This is a genomic window from Aeromonas sp. AE23HZ002T15 (assembly GCF_054165525.2).
The window spans coordinates 3193597-3216631 of the sequence record NZ_CM201342.1 but is presented as its reverse complement, the minus strand read 5'-3'; the positions used below and the strand labels follow the sequence as shown (position 1 = coordinate 3216631).

Genomic DNA, 23035 nt, shown 5'->3' with positions numbered 1-23035 from the left:
TGTTATTTGACCTTGCGCAGACAATCTGGGTAGATTGTCCCCCTAAGATGACGGAGCATATGTTGTAATCGCACAACAATAAGTGGGGCTGCCTCTCGCCTAGGAAGGTCAGGAGGCACCAACAAAAATAAGGATGTGGAATGAACGAAAAGTACGCCGCTCTACGCGCCAACGTAGGCATGCTGGGCCAGTTGCTGGGCAAGTCCATCAAGGATCATCAGGGACAGGCCTTCCTCGACAAGATCGAGACCATTCGCCAACTGGCCAAATCCTCCCGCAAGGGTAATGAGGCAGACAGGGAACGCCTGCTCGAGACCCTGCGCACCCTCTCCGATGACGAGCTGCTGCCCGTGGCCCGCGCCTTCAGCCAGTTCCTCAATCTGGCCAACGTGGCGGAACAGTTCCACACCATCTCCCGCCGCTGCGAAGAGCAAGTCTGCACCCCGGATCCCCTGGAGCAGATGTTTGACAAGCTGAAAGCCTCCAACCTGTCCCAGGAGGCCATCATCCAGGCCGTGCGCGAACTGGACATCGATCTGGTGCTGACCGCTCACCCCACCGAGGTGACCCGTCGCACCCTGATCCACAAGCATGTGCAGCTCAACGACTGCCTGGAGGCGCTGGAGCTCTCCGATCTGCTGCCCCGTGAGCGGGACAAGATCCTCAATCGCATCGAACAGCTGGTCAATCAGGCCTGGCACACCAACGAGATCCGCGAGCAGCGCCCCACCCCGGTGGACGAGGCCAAGTGGGGCTTCGCCGTGGTGGAAAACAGCCTCTGGCCCGCCATTCCCGAATTCATGCGCCATCTGGACGAGCGCCTGCAACACCACCTGGGTGTGCGCCTGCCCCTGGATGCCGCGCCGGTCAAGTTCACCTCCTGGATGGGCGGTGACCGTGACGGCAACCCCTTCGTCACCGCCAAGGTGACCGCCGAGGTTCTGGAGCTGGGCCGCTGGATGGCGGTGAACCTCTTCTATCGCGACATCAAGGAGCTCACCTCAGAGCTCTCCATGGCTGACTGCACCGAGGATCTGCGCAAACTGGTGGGTGACAACCCGGAGCCCTACCGCGCCCTGGTACGGGAGCTGCGCGAGCAGTTGCGCGAGACCCAGGAGTACCTGACCGCCAAGGTACAGGGCCAGGTGAGCGAGAGCCGGGATCTGGTCAAGACCACGGCCCAGTTGCGCGAGCCCCTTGAGCTCTGCTACCACAGCCTGCACGCCTGCGGCATGGGCAACATCGCCGACGGCATGCTGCTGGACGTACTGCGCAAGCTCGCCTGCTTCGGCATCCATCTGGTCAAGCTCGACATCCGCCAGGACGGCGAGCGCCACGGCCAGGTCTTCTCCGAGCTGACCCGCTACCTCGGCATGGGTGACTACGCCGAGTGGAGCGAGGACGACAAGCAGGCCTTCCTGCTGAACGAACTGAACTCCCGCCGCCCGCTGATCCCGACCGATTGGGAGCCGAGCGCCGAGACTCGCGAGACCATAGACACCTGCCGGGTGATCGCCCAGCACGACCCGGATGCGTTCGGCATCTACATCATCTCCATGGCCGGCGCCCCCTCCGACGTGCTGGCGGTGCAGCTGCTGCTGAAAGAGGCCGGTTGCAAGTTCCGCATGCCGGTGGCGCCGCTGTTCGAGACCCAGGAAGACCTGATGGCGGGCACCGCCGTGATGGAGCGCCTGCTGTCCGTTGACTGGTATCGCGGCTACATCCAGGGCCGTCAGTACGTGATGATCGGCTACTCGGATTCCGCCAAAGACGCAGGCATGATGGCCGCCGGCTGGGCCCAGTACGCCGCCATGGAGTCCCTGGTGGCGCTGGCCGAGGCCAACAACCTGCGTCTGACCCTGTTCCACGGCCGTGGCGGCACCGTCGGTCGCGGCGGCGCCCCCGCCCATCAGGCGATCCTGTCCCAACCGCCGGGATCCCTGCGCGGCGGCCTGCGGGTGACCGAGCAAGGGGAGATGATCCGCTTCAAGTTCGGCCTGCCCAAGGTCGCCATCAACAGCCTGAATCTCTACACCAGCGCCGTGCTGGAGGGGAATCTGCTGCCACCGCCGAAGCCGAAGGAGAGCTGGCGCGCCGTGATCGAGCAGGTCGCCGAGTCCTCCTGCGAGCACTACCGCTCCATCGTCCGTGGCCATCAGGACTTCGTTCCCTACTTCCGTGCCGCCACCCCGGAGATGGAGCTCGGCAAGCTGCCGCTCGGTTCCCGTCCTGCCAAACGCAAGCCGAACGGCGGTGTCGAGAGCCTGCGCGCCATCCCCTGGATCTTCGCCTGGACCCAGAACCGGCTGATGCTGCCGGCCTGGCTCGGCGCCCACAAGGGGCTGCAACAGGCCATCGACGACGGTCACAAGGCCGTGCTGGACGAGATGAGCCGCCAGTGGCCCTTCTTCCGCACCCGCCTTGAGATGCTGGAGATGGTGTTCCTCAAGGCCGACCTCTGGCTCGCGGAGTACTATGACACCCGTCTGGTACCGACCGAGCTGTGGGCTCTGGGCAAACAGCTGCGTCAGGAGCTCTCCGACTCCATCCAGGTGGTGCTTGAGCTGCGCCCGCAGGGGGATCTGCTCGATGACCAGCCCTGGATCAAGGAGTCCATCAAGCTGCGCAACCCCTACACGGATCCCCTCAACGTGCTGCAGGTCGAGCTGCTGGGTCGCTCCCGCAACCACCCCGAGACCCTGCACCCGGAGCTGGATCAGGCGCTGATGGTCACCATAGCCGGGATTGCCGCCGGCATGCGCAACACGGGTTGATCACGGATCTCGCATCAAACGCAAAAAGGGCGCCATTGTGGCGCCCTTTTCTATTTCCGGTATCCGGCAACCCTAGGCAATACGGTTACGTCCGAGGCGCTTGGCCTCATAGAGGTGCAGATCCACGCACTGGATCCAGTCATCCATGGAGTGGTAATCGGGCCGGAAGGGGGTCAGACCGACGCTGATGGTCACCGGGATGAGCCCCCCCTGATGGCGGAAGCTGTGCCGCTCGATCGCCATGCGGATGCGCTCCATGAGAGATCTCGCCTCCTCAGGGTCGACACCGCGCAGCAGCAGGATGAACTCCTCCCCACCGAAACGAGCCACCAGATCCCTGCCCTGCACCCCCTGCATCAGCAACTGGGCCAGCTCCCGCAACACCGCATCGCCGGCGAGATGGCCGTACTCATCGTTGATCTGTTTGAAGAAATCGATATCGATCAGGGCCAGGCAGCAGTTCCTTTCTTCCGGATGCACCAGCAGATGGGCCAGCAGCAGATTGGCCTGGCTGAAGAAACGGCTGCGATTGGGCAGGCGGGTCAGGAAGTCATGCTCGGCGTTGAAACGCAGCACCTGCTCCATCCGGCTGCGCTCCTCCTCCAGGTTACGAGCGTGGATCAGGGTTCCGAGGGCCGTGGTGAGGGGCTCGAGCAGGCTCACCAGACTCTCGTCAAAACCACCGGGACGGTTGGCCAGGGCTATCATGCCGATGGCCTCCCCCTTGTGGCGAATGGGGATGCCGAGGAAGCTGTACAGCTGGGGATGGCCGCGGGGGGATGAGCCGCGACTCGCCGGATGGTTCGGCAGATCGTTGCTGCACACCAGCTCGTTGTGGGTCACCACATGGCCGAACAGGTTGTCGAGCTTGTTGAAGATGAGGCCTCCCCGGCTCTGGCGCTGCTGCTCGTACCAGGCATGGGTGGCCTCGTCCCAAGAGAGATTGGAGATGGAGGGCACATAGAGGCTGGGCTGACCCTCTTCATGCTGGACTATACCGATGAAGCCGTAGGCACTCTGGCTCACGCTCAGCAAGCGCTCGAAGATGGTATCGCAGGCCGATCCCAGGTTGCGGTCCAGCAGAAAACTCTGATGGGCGGCCACTATGATGTCGAACATCTGGCTCTGCAGCTCGACGCGCTGCTCCGCCAGCACCTCCTGGGTGATGTCGTGGATGAGCTTGATCACCCCGAGGGGAGTACCCGTCTCGTCGGTGATCGGGGTATAGGTGGCATGGATCCAGAGGTTGCTGCCGTCCCGCAGGACACGGCGGAAGGCCCCGCCGTGGATCTCGCCGCTGAGCACCCCCTGCCAGAAGGCTGCGTGCCCTTCCTGCAGCTCCGGTGGCACCAGCAGACGGTGAGACTGGCCGAGCAGCTCCTGCAGGCTGTACCCCAGGATGGAGCAGAACAAGGGGTTGGCCGCGACCATGCGACCGGCGAGATCGAACTCGACGATGCCATAGGCACGGTCGAGGGCGGTCAACCGCGCCAGGGCGTCATGGCGACCGAAGGGCTCGGCACTCGGCAGGTTTATCACTGAGCTACTCACGGGTTAGGATCCCTCTCCCTTGCCAACATTGCGACGCATCCAGTATAGGCATGCAGGGTTTAGCCCTCAGAGCATAGGCGGGATCCGGAGGCCGCGTCCTCGCAAGCGCTCTGCGTCATGGGGCGAATTGACCGCGCCCCTTGCCATGCCAGCATCTCGGGCGCAGACTGTCTGACCTTGTCCCGGCTCGAGGAAATCTGATGACCCCCGCTATCAACCTGCTGAAAAAGCTGAAGATCCCCCATAAGCTCTACCCCTACGAGTGCGAGGCCCACGACGATTTCGGCAAGCATGCCGCGACCCAGCTCGGCCTGCCGGAGGCCCAGGTGTTCAAGACCCTGATCGCCCACCATGACAAGCAGGCGGTGGTAGCCATAGTGCCCTCCTCCGGCCTGTGCAGCCTGAAGCAGCTGGCCAAGGCGGCGGGACTCAAGAAGGTGGAAATGATGAAGCCGGCGGAGGCCGAGAAGCTGACCGGTTACAAGGTGGGCGGTATCAGCCCGCTGGCCCAGAAGAAGCTGCTGCCCACCGTGCTGGACGACTCCGCCATGCAGTATGACGAGATCCTGGTGAGCGGCGGCAAGCGCGGCCTCTCGGTGGGCGTGGCTCCCCAGGACATGCTGACCCTGATGAAGTGGATTGCCGCCCCCATTGGCGATCATCACGACTAAGTCACAGCGTGCAAGAGAGAGGCCCCGCAATGCGGGGCCTCTCTCGTTTTATGGGCTTAGTCTTATGGGCCTAGCCTGGTCAGTCTTGGCGCGACAGGCGAAGATCGGAGAGCCGCAATATCTGGCGCCCCTGCCCATCGAAGTTCTCATCCGCCAGCCAGCGCTCGAAGGCCGTTTTCAGGGCCGGCCATTCGCCGTCGATCACCGAGAACCAGGCCGTATCCCGGGAACGCCCCTTGTCCACCCGGGCCTGGCGGAAGGTGCCCTCATAGCTGAAGCCGAGGCGCAGCGCCGCATGACGGGAGGGCCAATTGAGATCGTTGCACTTCCACTCGTAGCGCCGGTAGCCGAGCGCGAAGGCGTTGCCCATCATCAGCGCCATGGCCGCGGTAGAGAGGCGGGTGCGCTGCATGGCGGGGGAGAAGTGCAGCCAGCCCACCTCTATGCTGCCGGCGGCGGGGTCGATGCGCAGATAACTGGCGAGCCCCAGCGCCTGGCCGCTCGCCTCGTCCACGATCGCATAGAACTGGGGATCCGCCTTGGCGGCGCTCTGTTGCAGCCAGGCCAACATGGCCGCCTCATCCTCGAAGGGACCGCTGGTGAGATAAGTCCACATGGCCCCGCTGTCGGCACCAAATGCCTGCCAGAGCGAGTCGCAGTGACGCGCGGGATCCAGCGGCTCCAGCCGGCAGCCCCAACCGCTCATGACCGCCTTGGGGGGGAACTCGGCCCCAGCCCAGCCCGGCACCTCGGCGCCAACGGGCTGATCGAACTCGTTCGTAATATGGGTAACAAGCGGCTTAGCAGGCACAGGCAATCCCTCCTTCCAACAGCTCTTTCTGCAAAACCCCGACCTCGCTGCCGGTGGCGACGGCGAAGCCGTCCTGACGCCACCAGTGCAGGCCACCGATCAATTCCTTTACCTGAAAGCCCAACGCCGCCAGCTTGTAGGCCCCCTGGGTCGAACCGTTGCAGCCGATGCCATCGCAGTAACAGACATAGACCTTGTCCCTGGGCAGGGCCGCCGTGCTGGCCGGATTCATGGTGCGATGGGGGAAAGAAACCGCCCCCGGAATATGGCCCTCGGCGTAGTGGGCGGGGGAGCGGGTGTCGATGACCACTATCTTCCCGCCCTCACCCGCCTCCCCGCTCAGCAGATCCGCGGCCAGATCCGCCGGATCGGTGCGATATTTCAGCTGGGCCTCGAAAAACGCGCTGGCCTCCACCGGGCTCGCCACCCCTGTACTCAATACCTGACTCATCCTGATGCTCCTTGCGACTCGTTTCTGATTTCGGTGGTGACTAGGGTTCACACCACCGATTAATGCCTCATTTCTATGGTGATAACCGTCCACCCTGATTAGGGCCTGATCTCGGTAGTGACAACCGTCCGCCCCGATTAGGTTCTGATCTCAGTGGTGACGACGGTTCGCACCGAGTTCGCGATAAAGCACTCCTCGTGGGCCTGATGATGCAGCTGCTCCAGCTCAGGCAACGTCGGCTGCCGCTCGCCCCCAAAGACGATGCGGGGGCGCAGCCGGACCCGGGTGATGGACTGGCGACCGCGCTCGTCCGCCTCCATGATGCCGAGCGCCTCGTCCTGATAGCTCTCCACCCGATAGCGCGCCTTGGCCGCCAGCCAGAGGAAAGTGAGCATATGGCAGCTGGAGAGCGCCGCGACGAAGGCCTCCTCGGGGTCGACATTCTCGGCCACCGAATAGGGCAAGGGCACTACGTGTGGGGAGGAGGAGGCGGGCACCCGCACGCCGCCGTCAAACTCCCAGCTGTGGGCCCGACTGTAGCGCTGATCAACGAAGGACTCATCCTCCCCCCGCTGCCATTTGATGATGGCGCCAAATTCCGACATACCGACTCCTTGTGATGACTAAGGCCTGAACGCTGACTTCACTGTAGCGAGAGAATGGCCTTGCCACCCCGACCAATTTTGCCAATATAAGCAGACCAATGACGCTTTCCTTCCCCTGTCACCGGAGGCCGACATGACGGTCCTGCCCACCCTATTCGCCCACCAGCAGCAAACTGCTCTGCCTCTCCATGAGCACTTGGCACGCACCCGACGGGAAGCCGATGGGTGCCAGCCATGACGGTCCTGCCAACCCTGTTCGCCCACCAGCAGCAAACCGATCTGCCCCTGCATGAACAGCTGGTGCGCACCTTGCGCGAAGCCATACTCGCGGGCCACCTGCCCCAGCACAGCCGCTTGCCCGCAAGCCGCCTGCTGGCGAGCGATCTCGGCATCTCCCGCAGCACTGTGGAGCTTGCCTACGGCCGGCTGGAATCGGAAGGCTATCTGGTGCGCAGGGTGGGGGCCGGCAGCTTCGTGGCGCTGGCGGCGGTGCGGCCAGCCCCTCGCCCGCCCCAGTCGGCGGCCGGGCTCTCTCGCCGTGGTCAGGAGATGGCGGCGGGGGGCGCCTGCGAGGAGGTGCCAGAGGTTGGCAACTCCTTTGCCTCCAGCCAGCCGGATCCCCGTCTCTTCCCCCAGCAGCTCTGGGGCCGACTGATGCAGCAGCAGTGGCGCCAGCGCGCTGGCGACTGGATGAACTACGGGGATCCCCAGGGGTTGCCCGAGCTGCGCCAAGCCATCAGCAGTTACCTGGTGCAGTCCAGGGGCGTGGTGTGCGAATCGGATCAGATCCTGATCCTCACCAGCTCCCAGCAGGGGATCATGCTGGCGACCCAGCTGCTGATAGACGCAGGAGACTGCGTCTGGGTGGAGGATCCCGGCTATCCGGGGGCGCGCACCGCCATGGAGAGTGCCGGCGCCCGCATCCACCCTGTGCCCGTGGATGAGGAGGGGCTCAACCCTACGGGAGAGCATCCAAAGCCCAGGCTCATCTACTGCACCCCGGCCCACCAGTATCCCCTCGGTGTGCCCATGAGCCTGCCGCGGCGCATGGCCTTGCTGGCCGAGGCCGAGCGCCAGGGGGCCTGGGTGCTGGAGGACGATTACGACGGGGAATATCAGTACGATCAGCGTCCCCTGCCCGCCCTGCAAGGGCTGGATGGGCAGGGCCGGGTCATCTATGTGGGCACCTTCAGCAAGGTGCTGTTCGGTTCCTTGCGCCTCGCCTATCTGGTGCTGCCACGCCCCTTGATGGAGGCCTTCGGGCGGGCGCGCGCCGCCATCGACGGCCACAGCAACCAATTGCAGCAGGCGGTCACCGCGGACTTTATCCGCGCCGGCCACTTCGCCGCCCACCTGCGCCAGAGTCGGCTCGTCTACCAGAGCCGGCGGGATCTGCTGCTGGCCGAGCTGGCGCTGCACTGTCCCGAGCTCACCCCCATCCACAGCGGTGCCGGCCTGCAGTGCGCCGTGCTGCTGCCCCCCGGCGGCGAGGCGCGCTGGACGGCGGCAGCCAACGCCCTCGGACTGGGGCTGCGCCCTCTGGGTCAGTTTCACCTGGGGGAGCGGACCCGGGAGGGCTGGTTGCTCGGCTTCGGTTGTCTAGACAACCAGACCCTGCGCCGGCTCTGCCGCCGGCTGGGCGAGGTGATGAGGGGCTAGCCCTGCACCTCTGTCTCGCAGCTTGGCGAGACGTGTCTCGGCCACCTAGCTATGAGGCAAAGCACGGCCCCATGCTCGCGTTTGCGGCTCAGGGAGCCGCGACAGACTGACTCTCACGGCACAGCTCGAGCCAGGCCTCGGCGGTGCGGGAGAGGTAGCGCTTGGCCGGCCAGATCACCCCGAGCCGCCAGCTGAGCTCGGGACGAAGCGGCCTCAGCACCAGGCCGTCCGGGGTCAGCCGCCGGCAGATGGGCTCGGGCAGGAAGGCGACCCCCATGCCGCTTCGCACCATGGCGGTGAGAAAATCCCACTGACTGCTGCGCGCCGCCACCTGGGGGGTGAAGCCCGCCTGCTGACACGCCTGCTCCAACCGCTCGCTCAGGGTGAAGGCCTGGGTGTAGAGCAAAAACGGCTCCTCTTTCAGGTCCCCAAGCCGGATCTCGGCTCGATCCCGCCAGCGGGGCAAGTCAGGCAGCACCACCTGGATGGGATAGCAATCCAGCTCCAGGGCGCTCAGTGCCCCCTCTTCCTTGGTCGGCAGCATGGTAATGGCGAGATCCAGCTCCCCCTCCAGCACCGCCTGCTCGATGCGCCGCCCGCCGTATTCGACGATGGAGAGCTCCACTTTGGGGTAGCGGCTGCGATAGGCGCGGATGAGATCCGCGTAGACGTGACCCACCATGGGCGGTATGCCGAGGGCGAGGCGCCCGTGCTGCAGGCTCTGCAAGTCGGCAAGCTCCGCCTCCAACTGCTGCATCTGGGCCAGCACCAGCTGGCCGTGGGTGAACAGCACCTGGCCGCTGTCGGTCAGGGTGAAACTGTGCCCCTCCCGGTTCAGCAGAGGCTGGCCCAGCTCCTCCTCCATGTTGCGGATCATTTTGCTGATGGTGGGCTGGGTGACGAACAGCTTCTCGGAGGCGCGGGTGAAGCTCTGCTCCCGCACCAGTTCGACGAAGTAACGCAGGGCTCGGATATCCATGGTGGGGCTCGTGGTGGTGGAATCTAAATAATGCCTAATTGGCATATTTTTCATAATTTAAATTCATTTTTTGCAGGTTTACCACCCTCTTATACTGTGATCAGATTCACAGACAGACCTCCATCATGAAAACCTTCTGCCTCAACTGGCTGCAAACCGTCTTCCAAATCGTCCTGCTGGCCGGCATCTGGCTGCTGGCGGACACAGCCGTGCGCACCCTGCACCTGCCCCTGCCCGCCAACCTCACCGGCATGCTGCTGCTGCTCGCCTGCATCCTGCTCGGGGTGGTCAAGGCCCAGTGGTTCAGCGCCGGCGCCCGCTGGCTGCTGGCGGAGATGCTGCTGTTCTTCGTCCCCGCCGTGGTGGCCGTGGTCAACTATCAGGATCTGCTGCTTCAAGAGGGGTGGCGCATCATGTTGGTGCTGGTCATCAGCACAATATTGGTGCTTGGCACTACCGCCCTGGTGGTGGACAGAGTCTACCGCTTCGAACTCATGCTGGCCCGCCGGAGTCGCCGTCATGTCTGATACCCTGCTCGGCCTGCTCTGCTTCGCCCTCACCCTGCTGTTCTACTATGCCAGCAAGTGGCTCTATGCCCGCAAGCGCATACTGCCGCTGATGCCCCTGCTGCTGGCCCCCGCCCTGCTGGTGGCCGTGGTCATGCTGTTCAAGATCCCCTATCAGGACTACATGGCCGAGTCCCACTGGCTGCTCTGGCTGCTGGGGCCCGCCACCGTCGCCTTCGCGGTGCCCGTCTACGAGAACCGCATGCTGATGCGTCGCCACTGGTTGTCGCTCTCTGTGGGGGTCATCGCCTCCGTCATCATGGCGGTAGGCAGCACAGTGCTGCTGGCCCGCTGGCTGGAGCTGCCGGATCTGCTACAACGCAGCATGGCCATGCGATCCATCACCACCCCCTTCGCGGTGGAGGCGACCCGATCCGTGGGGGGCAACGCCGATCTCACCGCCCTGTTCGTGGTGCTGACCGGGGTGATCGGCATGGCGGTCGGTGAGAGCGTGCTGGCGGTGCTCGCCATTCGCAGCCGCCTCGGCAAGGGGGCCGGTTTTGGCGCCTCCGCCCATGGCGCCGGCACCGCCAAGGCGTACCAGATGGGTAACGAGGAGGGGGTGGTCTCCAGCATGGTGATGATGATCGCCGGCATGGCGACCGTGCTGCTCGCCCCCCTGCTGGGCAAAGTGCTCTGGTAACGCCCCCCTGTCACTCCATCCAGCGATACACACAGAAGAGGCGCCCAAGGGCGCCTCTTCTTCAATTGCTCTTAACCATCACAGGCTGGCGCAGATCTGCCACAGATCATACTGGATCGCCGCCGCCGTCACCTCGCGCCCCGCCCCCGGCCCCTGAATAACCAGGGGGTTGGTGCGATAGCTGTCACTCTCGATGGCGAACACGTTGTCACAGGGCAGCAGGTTCGCGAACGGATGGTGGGGCTCCAGGGTCTCCAGCCCGACCCGCGCCTTGCCGTCGTGCTCGAAGCGGGCCACGTAGCGCAGCACCTTGCCGACCCGCTGCGCGCCCTCGAACGCACTCTGGATGGGGGCATCCAGCTCCTTGAGGCGGTCCATGAACTGATCCGTGGTCACCTTGCGCAGAGGCACGGGCACCAGGTTTTCCAGCTCGATGTCGGCGGAATCCAGCTCGAAACCCGCCTCCCGCGCCAGGATCAAGAGCTTGCGACGCACATCCTGACCGGAGAGATCTTCGCGCGGATCCGGCTCGGTCAGGCCGTGCTGCCAGGCCTCGTCCACCAGCTCAGAGAAGGGGCGGCTGCCGTCATACTGCTGGAACAGCCAGGAGAGGGTGCCGGAGAAGATGCCCGACACGCTCTGGATGCGATCGCCGCTCTGGCGCAGCATCTGGATGCTGGACTGGATGGGCAGGCCGGCGCCGACGGTGGCGTTGTAGCGCCACTGCACCTGATGATCCCGGCAGGTCTGCTTGATGCGCTGGTAGAACTCGCTCTCGGCGGCGCCAGCAAACTTGTTGGCGGCGATGATGTGAATGCCGAGCTGGGCGAAGTCCGGGTAGTAGCGGCTCACCGTCTCGCTGGCAGTCATGTCGAGCGCTATCAGGGTATCGAAGCCGTGCTGTTCCAGCTGACCCAGCAGCTCGGGCCAGATGAGGGGCTTGGGATCGAACTTGTCCCGCACCTTGAGGGGAGCCAGTCCCTCCTCGTCCAGCAGGCCGCCCTTGGAGTCGAACACCCCGTACAGGGTGAGGGCCAGGTTGAGATCGTGTTCGAGCCGCGCCTTCTCGCGGGCGTAGAGGCTGAGCCAGTGGCCGCCTATGTTGCCCTTGCCGAACACCACAAGCCCGACCCGGGTCGGGCGGCTGAACAGGGCGCTGTGCAGGGCGATGAGCAGGGGTTCCAGCACCACCTGGCGCAGCACGGCAACCAGGCTCAGGCCGTCTCTGGCCACCTGCACGAACTCCAGGGGTTGATCCGCCAACAGCTGATAGAAACGGTGGCACTGCTCGGCGTTGTCGGTGACGCCGGCGCCCACCAGGGCCACCAGGCTGAAGCCCTCCTTCTGGATGAGGCCGGTGAAGTTGCCTTGCAGCTGGAAGTCTCGCAGCACCTCGAAGGCCCCTTGTGCCACCTCGAGCGTGTAGGCGAGACGCAGCACCCGCCGATCCGGCTGGCGCTGCAGGGTCAGCGGGTTGAGGCGATGGCGGGCCAGATGAGCCTCGATGGCCGCCACCGTCTGCTCGAAGCCGGTCTGGGGCAACACCTTCAACTCGATCAGCGCTATCTGATCCACCGAGGAGACGATGCGGGCGCCGCCGGAACGCGGTGCCCGGCGCAGTATATGGGTGCAACCCTCGTCCGGGTTGTAGCTGCAACGCAGGGTAAGACGCTGGCGGCTGTCTGCCACCGGCTGCAGGGTGCGCGAATGCAGCACCGAGGAGCCGAGACGGGCCAGCTCGTTGGCCTCGGCCAGGCTCAGGCGCTCCAGCAGGCGCGCCTCCTTCACCCGGCGCGGATCCGCGCTGTAGACACCGGCCACATCGCTCCAGATGGTGGTGGACTCGCCATCCGCCAGCGCCGCCAACAGGCTGGCGCTGTAGTCGGATCCGTTGCGGCCGAGCAGCAGGGAGCGCCCCTCCAGATCCGCGGCGATAAAGCCGGTCACGACGATGCGGCCGGCATGTTCCGCGAGGCGGGCCTTGAGCAGCTCGCTGGAGATGGCGGTATCCACCTTGACCAGGGCGCCGTCTTCCGCGCGCAGGAAGCTGCGGGCATCGAGCCAGATGGCGGGCTCGCCACGGCTGCTGAGCAGGGCGGCCAACAGGCGCGCAGACCAGACCTCGCCGAAGGCGAGCAGGCCGTTTCGCTCGAAGCGATCGAACTGCCCCTCCAGGGTCTTGGCGATCAGCTGCAGATCGTCGGCGAGCTGCTTGCTCAAGTCGAGCTGCAGATCCCCCTCCAGCAGGCCGTCGATCAGGCTCTGCTGATAGGCGTGCAGGGCCGTGATGGCTTCACCGGCGGCCTCGTCACCCGCTTCGGCCAGCTCCACCAGCTGGATCAGCCGGTTGGTGGTCTTGCCGGCGGCGGAGACCACAATCAGCTCATGACCACCCGGCTGCTGCTCGACTATGCTGGCCACCCGGCGATAACAGACGGGATCCGCCAGGCTGCTGCCGCCAAACTTGTGCACATGGCGCCGCTTCAGTACCGCTTCTGCTGCCACCGCTACCTCTCCTTGCTGCTGTTCCATTTACTTCACCTGTTCTGCCAGTGCTGCTTGTTCAAATGCCCGGGCCAGGTCGGCCACCAGGTCTTCACCGTGTTCTATGCCGACCGACAGGCGCAGCAGCTGGGCGCTGATGCCCGCCGCCTGTTGCGCCGCCGGGGTCATGGCCCTGTGGGTCATGCTGGCGGGATGGGCCACCAGACTCTCCACCCCGCCGAGTGATTCGGCCACCGAGAAGAGCTCGAGGGCCGCCAGGAAGGTACGCAGCCCCGCCTCGTTGCAATCGAGTTCAAAACTTAGCATGGCGCCGAAGCCAGACTGTTGACGACGCGCAATCTCGTGGCCCGGATGGCTCGGCAGGCTGGGGTGATAAATCGTCTTCACCAGGGGCTGTTGCTGCAGGAAGGCGAGGATCCTGTCCGTGTTCTCCTGATGGGTGCGCAGGCGCGGCGCCAGGGTGCGCAGGCCCCGCAGGGTGAGGTAGGAATCAAACGCCCCCGAGGTCAGTCCCAGGCAATTGGCCCACCACACCAGGGATTCGGCCAGGACGGCCTCCTTGGCGATGGCGACGCCGCCCACCACGTCTGAGTGGCCGTTGATGTACTTGGTGGTGGAATGCACCACCACATCGGCGCCCAGGGTCAGGGGCTGCTGCAACAGAGGCGAGAGGAAGGTGTTGTCCACCACCACCTGGGCGCCCACCTCGTGGGAGGCGGCGGCGATGGCGGCCACGTTCACCACCCGCAGCAGGGGGTTGGAGGGGGTCTCCACCCACACCAGCGCCGGTTTCTGGGAAAGCGCCTCGGCCAACGCCACCTCGTCCCCCTGATCCACGAACTGCACCCGATAGTGGCCCTTGGCCGCCAGGTATTCGAACAGGCGCCAGGTACCGCCGTAGCAATCGTGGGGGGCGATCAGCAGATCGCCGGCCTTGAGCAGGGCAGTCGTCACCAGGTGCACGGCCCCCATGCCGGTGCCGGTCACCACGGCGCCAGCCCCCCCTTCCAGGGCCGCCAGGGCGTCCGCCAGGTTGGTGCGGGTCGGGTTGCCGGAGCGGGCATAATCGTAGGTGCGCGGCTCGCCGAAATCGGCGAAGGTGTAGTTGCTGGAGAGGTAGATGGGCGGCACCACGGCGCCGTGCTGGGTATCTGTCTCAATGCCGGTACGTACCGCCAGGGTGGCCTTGTGGGTCATGTCACTCTCTCCTTGAACTGTCGCTGGGGGATAGTCGCCGCACCTCTGCCACGACCAGCCTGCCATTGCTGGCCTATGGTGAACCACCTTACGTCAGCACAAAAAAGCCGTCAACACTTCTGGACGTCTAAATGGCTTTGCTGTTGGATTGCCATTGAATTCCTTAAGGGTTAAAATCCGCGCTCACGACCAAATGAGAACAGGTGGATCATGGGAACAGAGTGGAACGGCGACTACGTCAGCCCCTATGCGGAACACGGCAAGAAGAGCGAACAGGTCAAGAAGATTACGGTCTCGATCCCGCTCAAGGTGCTGAAGGTGCTGACCGATGAGCGCACCCGTCGCCAGGTGAACAACCTGCGTCATGCGACCAACAGCGAGCTGCTCTGTGAAGCCTTCCTGCACGCCTTTACCGGCCAGCCGCTGCCCGGTGACGAGGATCTGCGCAAGGATCACCCGGACAGCGTCCCTGCCGAGGCGCGCGCCATCATGGAAGCGCTCGGCAAGGAAATCGAAGACTACGACGCCGAATAATCTGCCGAGCAGATGGCGAAGAGTCCTCCCCCCTCAATGACGCGGCCCCTGGCCGCGTCATTGTCATCCACTCCCCTTCCCTTCAGCCTGCGCCGCTATCAGCACGATGTGAGCAGTCACAGCCACGACTTCGCCCAGCTGGTGATCCCCCTGGACGGTCCCATCGAGATAGAGGTGCAGGGCAGGGGTCGGCGCCTTCCCCCCGGGTTTGCCTGCATCATAGTGCCGGGGGAGCGTCACGATTACGCCGCCGATCCGACCCTCTCCTTCCTGGTGCAGGAGAGCCAATGGCTGCCGGCCCCCCTCACCGAGCGCCCCTTTATCGAGCTGGACGAGCCCCAGCGCCACTACCTTGCCTTCCTGCGCCAGATGGTGGCACAGGGTCGCCACGTGGCGGGGATGGAGCAGATCTGGCTGAACCTGCTGGCCGAGGGCCAGAACGCCGCCGCCCCTGTCTCCCCCCGCATCCTCAGGGTACAGCGCCATATCGAAGCCCACCTCGCCGAGCCCCTCGGCAACGAGCGCCTCGCCGCCCTCGCCTGCCTCGGCCAGAGCCAGTTCAAGCACGCCTTTCGCCAGCAGCTGGGCATGAGCGTCTCCCACTACATCCGGCAGCGGCGCATGACGCTGGCCCGCACCCTGCTGGCCCAGACAGCCCTTCCCATCGGCGAGATAGCCTGCCGCTGCGGTTACCAGGATCAGGGGGCCTTCGCCGAACGCTTCCTCACCGAGACCGGCCTGACCCCGTCCCTCTGGCGCCAACAAAACGGCCAGTTGCCATAACGGATCGGCTCTGCACCGAAGACAAGACGACGGTGGTTCGGGCATGCTGAGCATCGCGCTAAACAGGCAAGATAAGGAGCCAAGATGCAGACCATAAGCTGGCAGGATTTCGAGATGGTGGAGCTGAGAGTCGGCACCCTGGTGAGGGTCGAACCCTTCCCCGAGGCGCGCAAGCCCGCCTACAAGGTGTGGGCGGACTTCGGCCCCGAGATCGGGGTGCGCAAGAGCAGCGCCCAGATAACCGACCTCTATCAACCGGACGATCTGGTGGGCCGCCAGATAGTGGCCGTGGTGAACTTCCCCACCAAGCAGATAGGCCCCTTCCAGTCGGAGTTTCTGCTCACCGGCTTCTACCGGCCGGACGGAGCCGTGGTGATGGCCATCCCGGAGCGGGCGGTGGAGAACGGCGCCAAGCTGGGCTAAGCCCCCGATAGAAAAAACTCAGTCGAATAAAACAAGAGAGGCGACCCCGGGGTCGCCTCTCTGTGTATTTCTGCCTCCCACAAGAGGCCGTCCGTTACTTCAGCAGGCTGAACAGTAGCGCCGACACCGCCAGCGCTCCGGTCAGCAGGATGAAGCCGTTGGCCCAGCCCTGACGGAAGCGAGCCAGTGCCTCCACCTTGTAGATGGCCACCACCGGCATGATGAAGAGGATCATGGCGATGACGGGGCCGGAGAGGGTCTCCATCAGGCCGAGGATGCCGGGGTTGATGACCGCAGCCCCCCAGATGGCGAAGAACATCAGGGCGATGCCGATCCTGTCCGCCTTGGCCAGCGACAGGCCGGTGGGCTTGGCGATCAGGGTCTTGAGGCTCTCGCGGGCCCCCAGGAAATGGCCGAGGAAGGAGGAGCTGATGGCGATAAAGGCGATGAGCGGCCCCAGGGTGATGATCACAGGGTTGTCTGTGATGTTCGCGAGATAGGAGAGCACTGAGACGTTTTGCGCCTTGGCCTCCGCCAGCTGGGCCGGGGAGAGGCTCAGCACGCAGGAGAAGACGAAGAACAACACGAAGCCCACCAGCATGATTGTGGTGTTGCGCAGTATGAGGCCGCTCTTGGCCTCCGCCTGCTCGCCGTACTCCCGGCGCTGCACGTTGGCAAAGCCGGAGATGGCGGCGGCGTGGCTGAAGGCGAATACCGTCACCGGCAGCGCCAGCCAGACGGTGTTGAGGAAGCTGGCCCCCCCGAAGGCCACCATTTCCGGCCAGTGCCACTGGGGGATGAGATAGACAGAGAGGGCCGCCAGTATGGCCGCCAGCGGGTAGACCATGAAGGCGAAGGCCCGCAGCATGGCCTTCTCACCGGCCAGCATCACCGCAATCATGGCGAACACCAGCACGCCGGAGAGCATCACCCGGTTCGGGGTGGCCATGCCGAGCTGGTTGACCATGAAGCTCTCCACCGTGTTGGTCAGGCCGACACCGTAGATGAGCAGGATGGGGAAGATGGAGAGAAAATAGAGCGCCGAGATGAGGCGGCCGGCCATCTTGCCGAAATGCTCTTCCGCCACCTCGGTGAAATCCGCCTGGGGGCGAGAGGAGGAGAGCACGAAGCGCGCCAGGCCACGGTGGGCCAGGAAGGTCATGGGACCCGCCAGCACGGCGACGATGACCAGGGGCCAGATCCCGCCTAGCCCCAGGTTGATGGGCAGGAACAGGATGCCGGCGCCGACGGCGGTGCCAAACAGGCTGATGACCCAGTGAGTGTCGTGACGACGCCAGCCGGTGTGGGCGGCGACGGATCGGGAACCGGATAGCTCCGTTGTGACCTCTGCAGATAAACTCATCGGTAATTCACTTATTGTCAGTATTTAAAACTGAAATAATTGTGCTCTTTCAGAATTTAATTCTCAAAAATCGGAACTGGCAGATCTCACTGCCAAAGAGCGGCCAAGCCAGTGAGATTGGGCTGGATAATCGGAGTATGTAATTCCATATATCCTGACATCAGGATTTTTACGATACATAAAACCAAAATTCACGATCAGTCTGATTTTTTATTTTGACAGAACGAGCATTTACAGAATTACATGAAACCACCCACCATTCCATCCTGGATAAGTGTGATGATCCACTGCCACGACTCGCATTTGCCAGCGAATATCCCTGTCAAAGTCCGATAACGGCAGAGGATCGCGCTAATGCAAAGGGCGACCCTGAGGCCGCCCTTTGCGATGTCGGCTGCGGGATCCCGGCCCCGTCAGCTGACCAGGATCTTGCCCCAGGCGAGATCCGGATCCCCCATCACGATGAAGTCCGGGTTCTCCAGCGACTCCGTTTCGTTGTAGCTGAGGGGCTGCAGCGCCAGGCTGAGGATGCGCCCCCCGGCCGCCTCGACGATGCACTGGGCGGCGGCCGTGTCCCACTCGCCGGTGGGGCCGAGGCGCACGTAGCAGTCGGCGGCCCCCTCCGCCACCAGACAGGACTTGAGGGAGCTGGAACCGAGCGGGATCAGCTCGTAGTTGATGGCCGGGTTGAGGCGGCGGGTCAGTCGCTCCAACTTCTGGCGACGGCTGATGGCCACCACCAGGGCGTCCGGCTGATCGTGTTCGTGGTGCATGGCGCTGATAGGATAGACCTCCCCCCCAGCCTCCTTGAAGGCGCCATGGCCACGCACCGCCCAGTAGAGCACGTCGGACTCCGGCGCATAGATGACCCCGAGCACGGGTACGTTGTCCTGCACCAGGGCGATCAGGGTGGCGAAGTCGCCGCTGCCGGCGATGAACTCGCCGGTGCCGTCCAGGGGATCCACCAGCCAGTACTGGCGCCAGTTTGCCCGCTGGCTGAAAGGCACGTCCGCCGCCTCTTCGGTCAACACGGGGATATGGGGGGTGAGCGCCGACAGCGCCTGTTTGAGGTAGGCATCGGCAGCAAGATCGGCACTGGTGACCGGGGTCGCATCCTCCTTCAGCTGACGCTCGAATTGACCGCCGTGATAGATTTCGTGAAGGATCCGCCCCGCTTCGCGGGCTATCTCCTTGACCCCAGGCACCCAGGCCAACAGCTCCTGCATCTCGCTACCTCTGTTTTCTACACACTGCGCCCTAGGGGCGCTCATTTCCCTGCTCCGCCAGCCACTTCTGGGCCAGCAGCAGGGCGCTGATGCTGCGCGACTCGGTAAAGTCGGGTCGCGCCAACAATTCATCGATCCGGTCGAGGGGCCAAGGGATCACCTCCAGGGGCTCGGGCTCGTCGCCGATGCGCTGCTCGGGGTAGAGATCCCGTGCCAGCAAGATGTCCATGCGGCTGGAGAAGTAACCGGGGGCGAGGGAGACCTGCTTGAGGGGCACCAGCTCGCGGGCGCCGAAGCCCGCCTCCTCCATCAGCTCACGGTTGCCCGCCTCGAGGGCGTTCTCCCCCGGATCGATCAGCCCCTTGGGGAAGCCGAGCTCGTAGGAGTGGGTGCCCGCCGCGTATTCGCGCACCAGCAGCAAGGTGTGCGCATCCAGCATGGGCACCACCATGACGGCCCCCCGGTTGCCCCCGCGCATGCGCTCGTAGACGCGCTCCTCCCCGTTGGAGAACTGGAGGTGCAGGGATTCCACCTTGAACAGCCGGCTCTCGGCCACTATCTCGGCCTTGAGGATCGCCGGCTTGGGCTTGTCGTGAGCGATCATCTCCACACGAATGTGTTCGGGCTTGCTCTTGTGGTGCTCACTCATGGGGGGTGTTGCTCGTTAAAAAATCGTGCTTCAAGAGTAAACGACTCACCGAACGAACACCACGGGGCAAGGGCGCTAAAGGTGCCTAAAAAATCCGTTATAATGCCGCCCTTTCCGCTTTCCACACGATACGAAGGATGATCCATGCCCGCTTCCCTCCCCTGGCACCAGATAGACACGGTTCTGCTCGACATGGATGGCACCCTGATCGACCTGCAGTTTGACAGCCATCTGTGGCAAACCCTGGTGCCGACGCGTTATGCCGAGCGCCACGGCCTGGCGCAAGACGAGGCGAAGCGCCGCATCGACGCCCACTACGAGGCGGTGGCGGGGACCCTCGACTGGTACTGCGTGGACTACTGGAGCCAGACTCTGGCGCTCGACATCCGGGGGATGAAGCAGGAGATCCTGGAGAAGATCCAGTGGCGCCCCAACGCCATCGCGTTTCTCGCCGCCCTCAACGCCGCCGGCAAGCGCCGTGTCCTGTTCACCAACGCCCACCCGGCCAGCCTGGCGGTCAAAATCGAACGACTCGGACTCGATAAGCATCTAGACGAGATCGTCAGCACCCACGAGCTCGGCTGGTCGAAGGAGAGTCAGCACTGCTGGCAGGCCCTGGCAGGACGCCTGCCCTTCGCTCCCGCCCGCACCCTCTTCATCGACGACAGCGAGCGGATCCTGGTCGCCTCCGCCGACTACGGCATCGCCCACCAGCTCGGCATCCACCAGCCGGACAGCGCCATGCCGCCCCTGCAGTTCCAGCGCTTCCCGGCTCTCAAGGATTACGCCGAGCTGCTGCCCCTCATGGCCTGAAGGGAGGCGGCCGTGCACGGCCGCTTCCCCCTCTTCACTCACCCCAGCAGCCAGTAGAGGGCGATGCCCATCATCAGCAGGGCCGAGATGCGCCCGAGCAGATTGCCCCTTCCCCGCCCCTGCAACAGGCGGTGCGCGCTCTGTCCGCCGTAGGCGTAGAGCAGCAGATTGACGCACTCGATGAGCACTATCACGGCGACGAAGGCCAGGGTCTGACGGCCGACATCCAGATCCGGGCTGATAAAGGGGGGCAGCAGGGTCATCATGAAGAGCCAGGACTTGGGGTTGGAGATGGCCACGGTGAAGCCCCGCAGCAGCAGGCCGGCTCGCCCCCTGTCCACCTCGGGGACGGGCCCGTCGCCCGGGCCTGGGCGCAGGCCCATGACCCCCAGCCAGAGCAGATAGAGGGCACCGCCGTACTTGAAGCCCTGCAGCAGGGCCGGGTGTTCCACCAGTACCCGGGTGTAGCCCAGCAATGCGGTCAGCGCGATTAGGGCCACCCCGAGCAGCTCCCCGGCGATGACCCAGAGGGTTTGCCTCAGCCCCAGACTGGCGCCGACACTCATGGCCAGCATCATGCACAGACCGGGGGAGACGGAGATGAGGAAGAAGGTGGGGACGAACATCCAGAGCAGGGCCCAGTCGCTCATAGCACCTCCTCACACTCGGCCCGAGCCACCAGGCCCGGCAGGCTGCCGAGGTAATCCAGGGCGCGATCGGTGAAGCCAAGCTCCGTCAGCAGGGCCGTCCCAAAGGGAGGCTGGCGCAGCGGCTGGGCCCGGCTCACCCTCTGCATCCAGTCCGGGTTGCCGATGGCCGCCGCCCCCACCGCCACCAGGTCCGCGCCGCCGGCCAGGGCCAGCCGGGCGGACTCGGCGTCCCGGATCCGGCCCGCCACCATGAGCGGCACCCGCCCCCCGACCCCGGCTCGCACCGCCGCCAGCAGGGAGCCCCCGTCGGGATCCTCGTTCGCCGCCTTGAAGCTGTCCCCCATGGAGAAGTGCAGGTAGTCGATCTCCTCCTCCGCCAGCAACTCGGCCAGCGCCAGCTGGTTGGCGAGCCGGATCCCCTCGATATGGGCATAGCTCTCCGGTGAGAGCCGCACCCCGATGAGGAAGCGCTTCGGCAGCCGGGCCCGGATCCCCCGCACTATGGCGATCAGGAGCCTTGCCCGCCCGGCCAGGTTGCCCCCCCAGCCATCTTCCCGTCGGTTCAGCAGGGGATTGAGGAAGTTGCAGAGCAGGAAGTTGTGAGCGGCATGGAGCTCGATCCCGTGCAGGCCGGCCCCATGGGCACGCTCGGCGGCCCCCACGAAGGCATCGATGAGCCGGAGGATATCCGCCTCCGTCAGTGCCTCGACCCCGAACGGATAGCGGCCACCCGGGGCCATGGCGCTGGGGCCGACCGGAGCAGTGCCGTTCAGCTCGGGCTGGGCACGGACCCCACCGTGGTGAAGCTGGATCAGCGCCAGGGCGCCGTTTTCCTCGGCGCTCTGCGCCAGCCTTGCAAAGGCCGACTGCTGGGCATCCGTCATCAGGGCCGGTTGTCCGGGCCAGCAGCGCCCCCCAGTCTGCACCTGGGTCGCGGCACCGATGAGCAAGCCAAAGCCTCCCTCGGCGCAGCGGGCCAGCCAGTCGAGCTCCGCCCGGCTGGGATCCCCATTGTCGGCGCTCATGTTGTGGGTCAGCGGGGCCAGCACGGCCCGATTCTTGAGCCGCAGCCCGGCCCGCACAAAGTGGAATTCGTCATTCAACATCGGGATCATGGTCTTTCTCCTGGCATCTGTGCCTCGTTGACGCCACTATAATCCCAGCCCTTAAAGACATAATCAGGCCGAAAAGAAAGACACTCATTCCCAACAGGATTCAATAAGAGATCCCATGGATAACCACAAGCTCGACACCCTCTATCTGATGCGACTGCTGCTCGCCATCGCCCGCTTCGGCTCCTTCGCAGCGGCCGCCAGCCACCTCGGCATCACCCCGAGCAAGGCCTCCAAGGATCTGCGCCATCTGGAGCAGAGCCTGGGGGCCGTGCTGCTCAGCCGCACCACCCGCCGGGTACAACTGACCGATGCGGGCAAGCTGGCCTGCCAGCAGGCCGACCAGATGGTGGCCCTGCACGAGGAGTTGCTCGACGGTCTGCAACGGCGTCGCCATAGCCTCTGCGGCGAGCTCAGGATCACGGCGCCGGATCTCTGGGGGGAGGTGGTGCTGACCCCGGTGTTGCTGCGCTTTCGCGCCAGCCACCCCGAGGTGCGGATCATCGCCGACTTCTCCAACCATGTCGCCGACCTGGTGCGGGACAACCTGCACGTCGCCTTTCGCAGCACAGTGCTGCGCAGTGAACCCTATCTGGCGCGTCCCATCGTCCAGGACGATCTGGTGCTCTGCGCGAGCGAGGCCTACCTGGCTGCACATCCGCCCCTGGCGCATCCCCAGGATCTGCAACATCACAGCCTCATCACCCGCAGCCAGGACTACGGTCGCCGCGAGCACTGGACCCTGCTCCACCAGGGCAAGGAGATCCTCCTGGAGGTAGCCGGGGAGCTCGCCTTCAGCAACAAGAAGTCGATCCGGATGGCGATGGCTCAGGGGCTCGGCATCGCCCGCCTGCCCCGCTATCTGGTGGCCGATGAGCTGGCATCGGGTTCGGTGTGCGAGGTGCTGCCCGCCTACCGGCCCAAGGGGGCGCACTTCTACGCCCTCTACACCCAGAGGCGCGCCGACTCGGCCCTCATCACCCACTTCCTCGACTACGTGATCCGCGAGCTGGGTGGGCCAGCGACATCAACAGATCCATTATCAACACCTAGTTGATGGAAAACTTGGC

22 protein-coding genes are annotated in these 23035 nt (G+C 64.6%); 10 read left to right on the top strand and 12 right to left on the bottom strand.

Translation table 11 applies throughout. From position 1 onward, the window contains the following. Positions 1 to 140: 140 nt before the first annotated feature. The gene (gene ppc, locus ACT5M9_RS15070) at positions 141 to 2774 is read left to right on the top strand and encodes a phosphoenolpyruvate carboxylase (protein WP_457982278.1); all 2634 of its coding nucleotides are present in this window, start codon (positions 141 to 143) and stop codon (positions 2772 to 2774) included. A gap of 72 nt (positions 2775 to 2846) precedes the next feature. On the opposite strand, the gene ACT5M9_RS15065 is transcribed toward ppc, so the two are convergent. Further along, the gene (locus ACT5M9_RS15065) at positions 2847 to 4325 is read right to left on the bottom strand and encodes a sensor domain-containing diguanylate cyclase (protein ID WP_457982277.1); all 1479 of its coding nucleotides are present in this window, start codon (positions 4323 to 4325) and stop codon (positions 2847 to 2849) included. A 200-nt stretch (positions 4326 to 4525) separates the two neighbouring features. On the opposite strand from ACT5M9_RS15065, the gene ybaK reads away from it, so the two are divergent. Further along, complete coding sequence (gene ybaK / locus ACT5M9_RS15060) at positions 4526 to 4996, top strand: Cys-tRNA(Pro) deacylase (RefSeq protein WP_042643734.1); 471 nt, start codon at positions 4526 to 4528, stop codon at positions 4994 to 4996. A gap of 79 nt (positions 4997 to 5075) precedes the next feature. Here ybaK and ACT5M9_RS15055 read toward each other — a convergent pair whose 3' ends face one another. The 3 genes from ACT5M9_RS15055 to ACT5M9_RS15045 form a co-directional block, all read right to left on the bottom strand. Next, positions 5076 to 5807 (bottom strand): GNAT family N-acetyltransferase, encoded by a 732-nt coding sequence (locus ACT5M9_RS15055; protein ID WP_457982276.1) that lies wholly within the window; start codon positions 5805 to 5807, stop codon positions 5076 to 5078. Continuing rightward, complete coding sequence (locus ACT5M9_RS15050; RefSeq protein ID WP_457982274.1) at positions 5797 to 6258, bottom strand: rhodanese-like domain-containing protein; 462 nt, start codon at positions 6256 to 6258, stop codon at positions 5797 to 5799. Before ACT5M9_RS15050 ends, ACT5M9_RS15055 begins: the two co-directional genes overlap by 11 nt. A gap of 137 nt (positions 6259 to 6395) precedes the next feature. Beyond that, a complete protein-coding gene (locus ACT5M9_RS15045; protein WP_457982273.1) occupies positions 6396 to 6863 on the bottom strand; it encodes an OsmC family protein in 468 nt (155 codons plus the stop codon). A gap of 234 nt (positions 6864 to 7097) precedes the next feature. Between ACT5M9_RS15045 and pdxR the strand changes: the two genes are divergently transcribed. Then, positions 7098 to 8522 (top strand): MocR-like pyridoxine biosynthesis transcription factor PdxR, encoded by a 1425-nt coding sequence (gene pdxR / locus ACT5M9_RS15040; RefSeq protein WP_457982271.1) that lies wholly within the window; start codon positions 7098 to 7100, stop codon positions 8520 to 8522. A gap of 88 nt (positions 8523 to 8610) precedes the next feature. Here the strand turns inward: pdxR and ACT5M9_RS15035 are convergent, their stop codons facing one another. Beyond that, positions 8611 to 9501, bottom strand: a complete 891-nt coding sequence (locus ACT5M9_RS15035) for a LysR family transcriptional regulator (protein ID WP_457982270.1) — start codon at positions 9499 to 9501, stop codon at positions 8611 to 8613. Positions 9502 to 9626: 125 nt separating this feature from the next. Between ACT5M9_RS15035 and ACT5M9_RS15030 the strand changes: the two genes are divergently transcribed. Beyond that, a complete protein-coding gene (locus tag ACT5M9_RS15030) occupies positions 9627 to 10028 on the top strand; it encodes a CidA/LrgA family protein (RefSeq protein WP_457982269.1) in 402 nt (133 codons plus the stop codon). Further along, on the top strand, positions 10021 to 10710 hold the full coding sequence (locus ACT5M9_RS15025; protein ID WP_100861559.1) for an LrgB family protein: 690 nt from the start codon (positions 10021 to 10023) through the stop codon (positions 10708 to 10710). Before ACT5M9_RS15030 ends, ACT5M9_RS15025 begins: the two co-directional genes overlap by 8 nt. Positions 10711 to 10788: 78 nt before the next feature. On the opposite strand, the gene metL is transcribed toward ACT5M9_RS15025, so the two are convergent. After that, on the bottom strand, positions 10789 to 13242 hold the full coding sequence (gene metL, locus ACT5M9_RS15020) for a bifunctional aspartate kinase/homoserine dehydrogenase II (RefSeq protein WP_457982267.1): 2454 nt from the start codon (positions 13240 to 13242) through the stop codon (positions 10789 to 10791). After that, positions 13243 to 14412 carry a cystathionine gamma-synthase gene (gene metB / locus ACT5M9_RS15015; RefSeq protein WP_457982265.1) on the bottom strand — a complete coding sequence of 390 codons (1170 nt, stop codon included), beginning with the start codon at positions 14410 to 14412 and terminating at the stop codon, positions 13243 to 13245. Between the two features lie 210 nt (positions 14413 to 14622). Between metB and metJ the strand changes: the two genes are divergently transcribed. The 3 genes from metJ (at position 14623) to ACT5M9_RS15000 (ending at position 16152) form a co-directional block, all read left to right on the top strand. Next, positions 14623 to 14946, top strand: a complete 324-nt coding sequence (gene metJ, locus ACT5M9_RS15010) for a met regulon transcriptional regulator MetJ (protein WP_438549277.1) — start codon at positions 14623 to 14625, stop codon at positions 14944 to 14946. 36 nt (positions 14947 to 14982) lie between these two features. Further along, on the top strand, positions 14983 to 15729 hold the full coding sequence (locus tag ACT5M9_RS15005; RefSeq protein WP_457982263.1) for a helix-turn-helix domain-containing protein: 747 nt from the start codon (positions 14983 to 14985) through the stop codon (positions 15727 to 15729). A gap of 84 nt (positions 15730 to 15813) precedes the next feature. After that, positions 15814 to 16152 (top strand): tRNA-binding protein, encoded by a 339-nt coding sequence (locus tag ACT5M9_RS15000; RefSeq protein WP_434665533.1) that lies wholly within the window; start codon positions 15814 to 15816, stop codon positions 16150 to 16152. A gap of 94 nt (positions 16153 to 16246) precedes the next feature. Here ACT5M9_RS15000 and ACT5M9_RS14995 read toward each other — a convergent pair whose 3' ends face one another. From ACT5M9_RS14995 to nudE, 3 genes are all read right to left on the bottom strand, one after another. Next, positions 16247 to 17515, bottom strand: a complete 1269-nt coding sequence (locus ACT5M9_RS14995; RefSeq protein ID WP_457982262.1) for an aromatic amino acid transport family protein — start codon at positions 17513 to 17515, stop codon at positions 16247 to 16249. Positions 17516 to 17928: 413 nt separating this feature from the next. Beyond that, complete coding sequence (cysQ, locus tag ACT5M9_RS14990; protein ID WP_457982260.1) at positions 17929 to 18741, bottom strand: 3'(2'),5'-bisphosphate nucleotidase CysQ; 813 nt, start codon at positions 18739 to 18741, stop codon at positions 17929 to 17931. Between the two features lie 31 nt (positions 18742 to 18772). Beyond that, positions 18773 to 19390, bottom strand: a complete 618-nt coding sequence (nudE, locus tag ACT5M9_RS14985; RefSeq protein WP_457982259.1) for an ADP compounds hydrolase NudE — start codon at positions 19388 to 19390, stop codon at positions 18773 to 18775. Between the two features lie 144 nt (positions 19391 to 19534). Between nudE and yrfG the strand changes: the two genes are divergently transcribed. After that, positions 19535 to 20203 (top strand): GMP/IMP nucleotidase, encoded by a 669-nt coding sequence (gene yrfG / locus ACT5M9_RS14980; RefSeq protein ID WP_457982257.1) that lies wholly within the window; start codon positions 19535 to 19537, stop codon positions 20201 to 20203. 38 nt (positions 20204 to 20241) lie between these two features. Here yrfG and ACT5M9_RS14975 read toward each other — a convergent pair whose 3' ends face one another. Together ACT5M9_RS14975 and ACT5M9_RS14970 are read right to left on the bottom strand one after the other, a co-directional pair. Then, positions 20242 to 20853, bottom strand: a complete 612-nt coding sequence (locus tag ACT5M9_RS14975; RefSeq protein ID WP_457982256.1) for a LysE family translocator — start codon at positions 20851 to 20853, stop codon at positions 20242 to 20244. Next, positions 20850 to 21968 (bottom strand): oxidoreductase, encoded by a 1119-nt coding sequence (locus tag ACT5M9_RS14970; protein ID WP_457982255.1) that lies wholly within the window; start codon positions 21966 to 21968, stop codon positions 20850 to 20852. Before ACT5M9_RS14970 ends, ACT5M9_RS14975 begins: the two co-directional genes overlap by 4 nt. A 115-nt stretch (positions 21969 to 22083) precedes the next feature. Between ACT5M9_RS14970 and ACT5M9_RS14965 the strand changes: the two genes are divergently transcribed. Beyond that, entirely contained in the window at positions 22084 to 23022 is a 939-nt protein-coding gene (locus ACT5M9_RS14965; protein ID WP_457982254.1) for a LysR family transcriptional regulator, read from the top strand. Positions 23023 to 23035 lie beyond the last annotated feature (13 nt).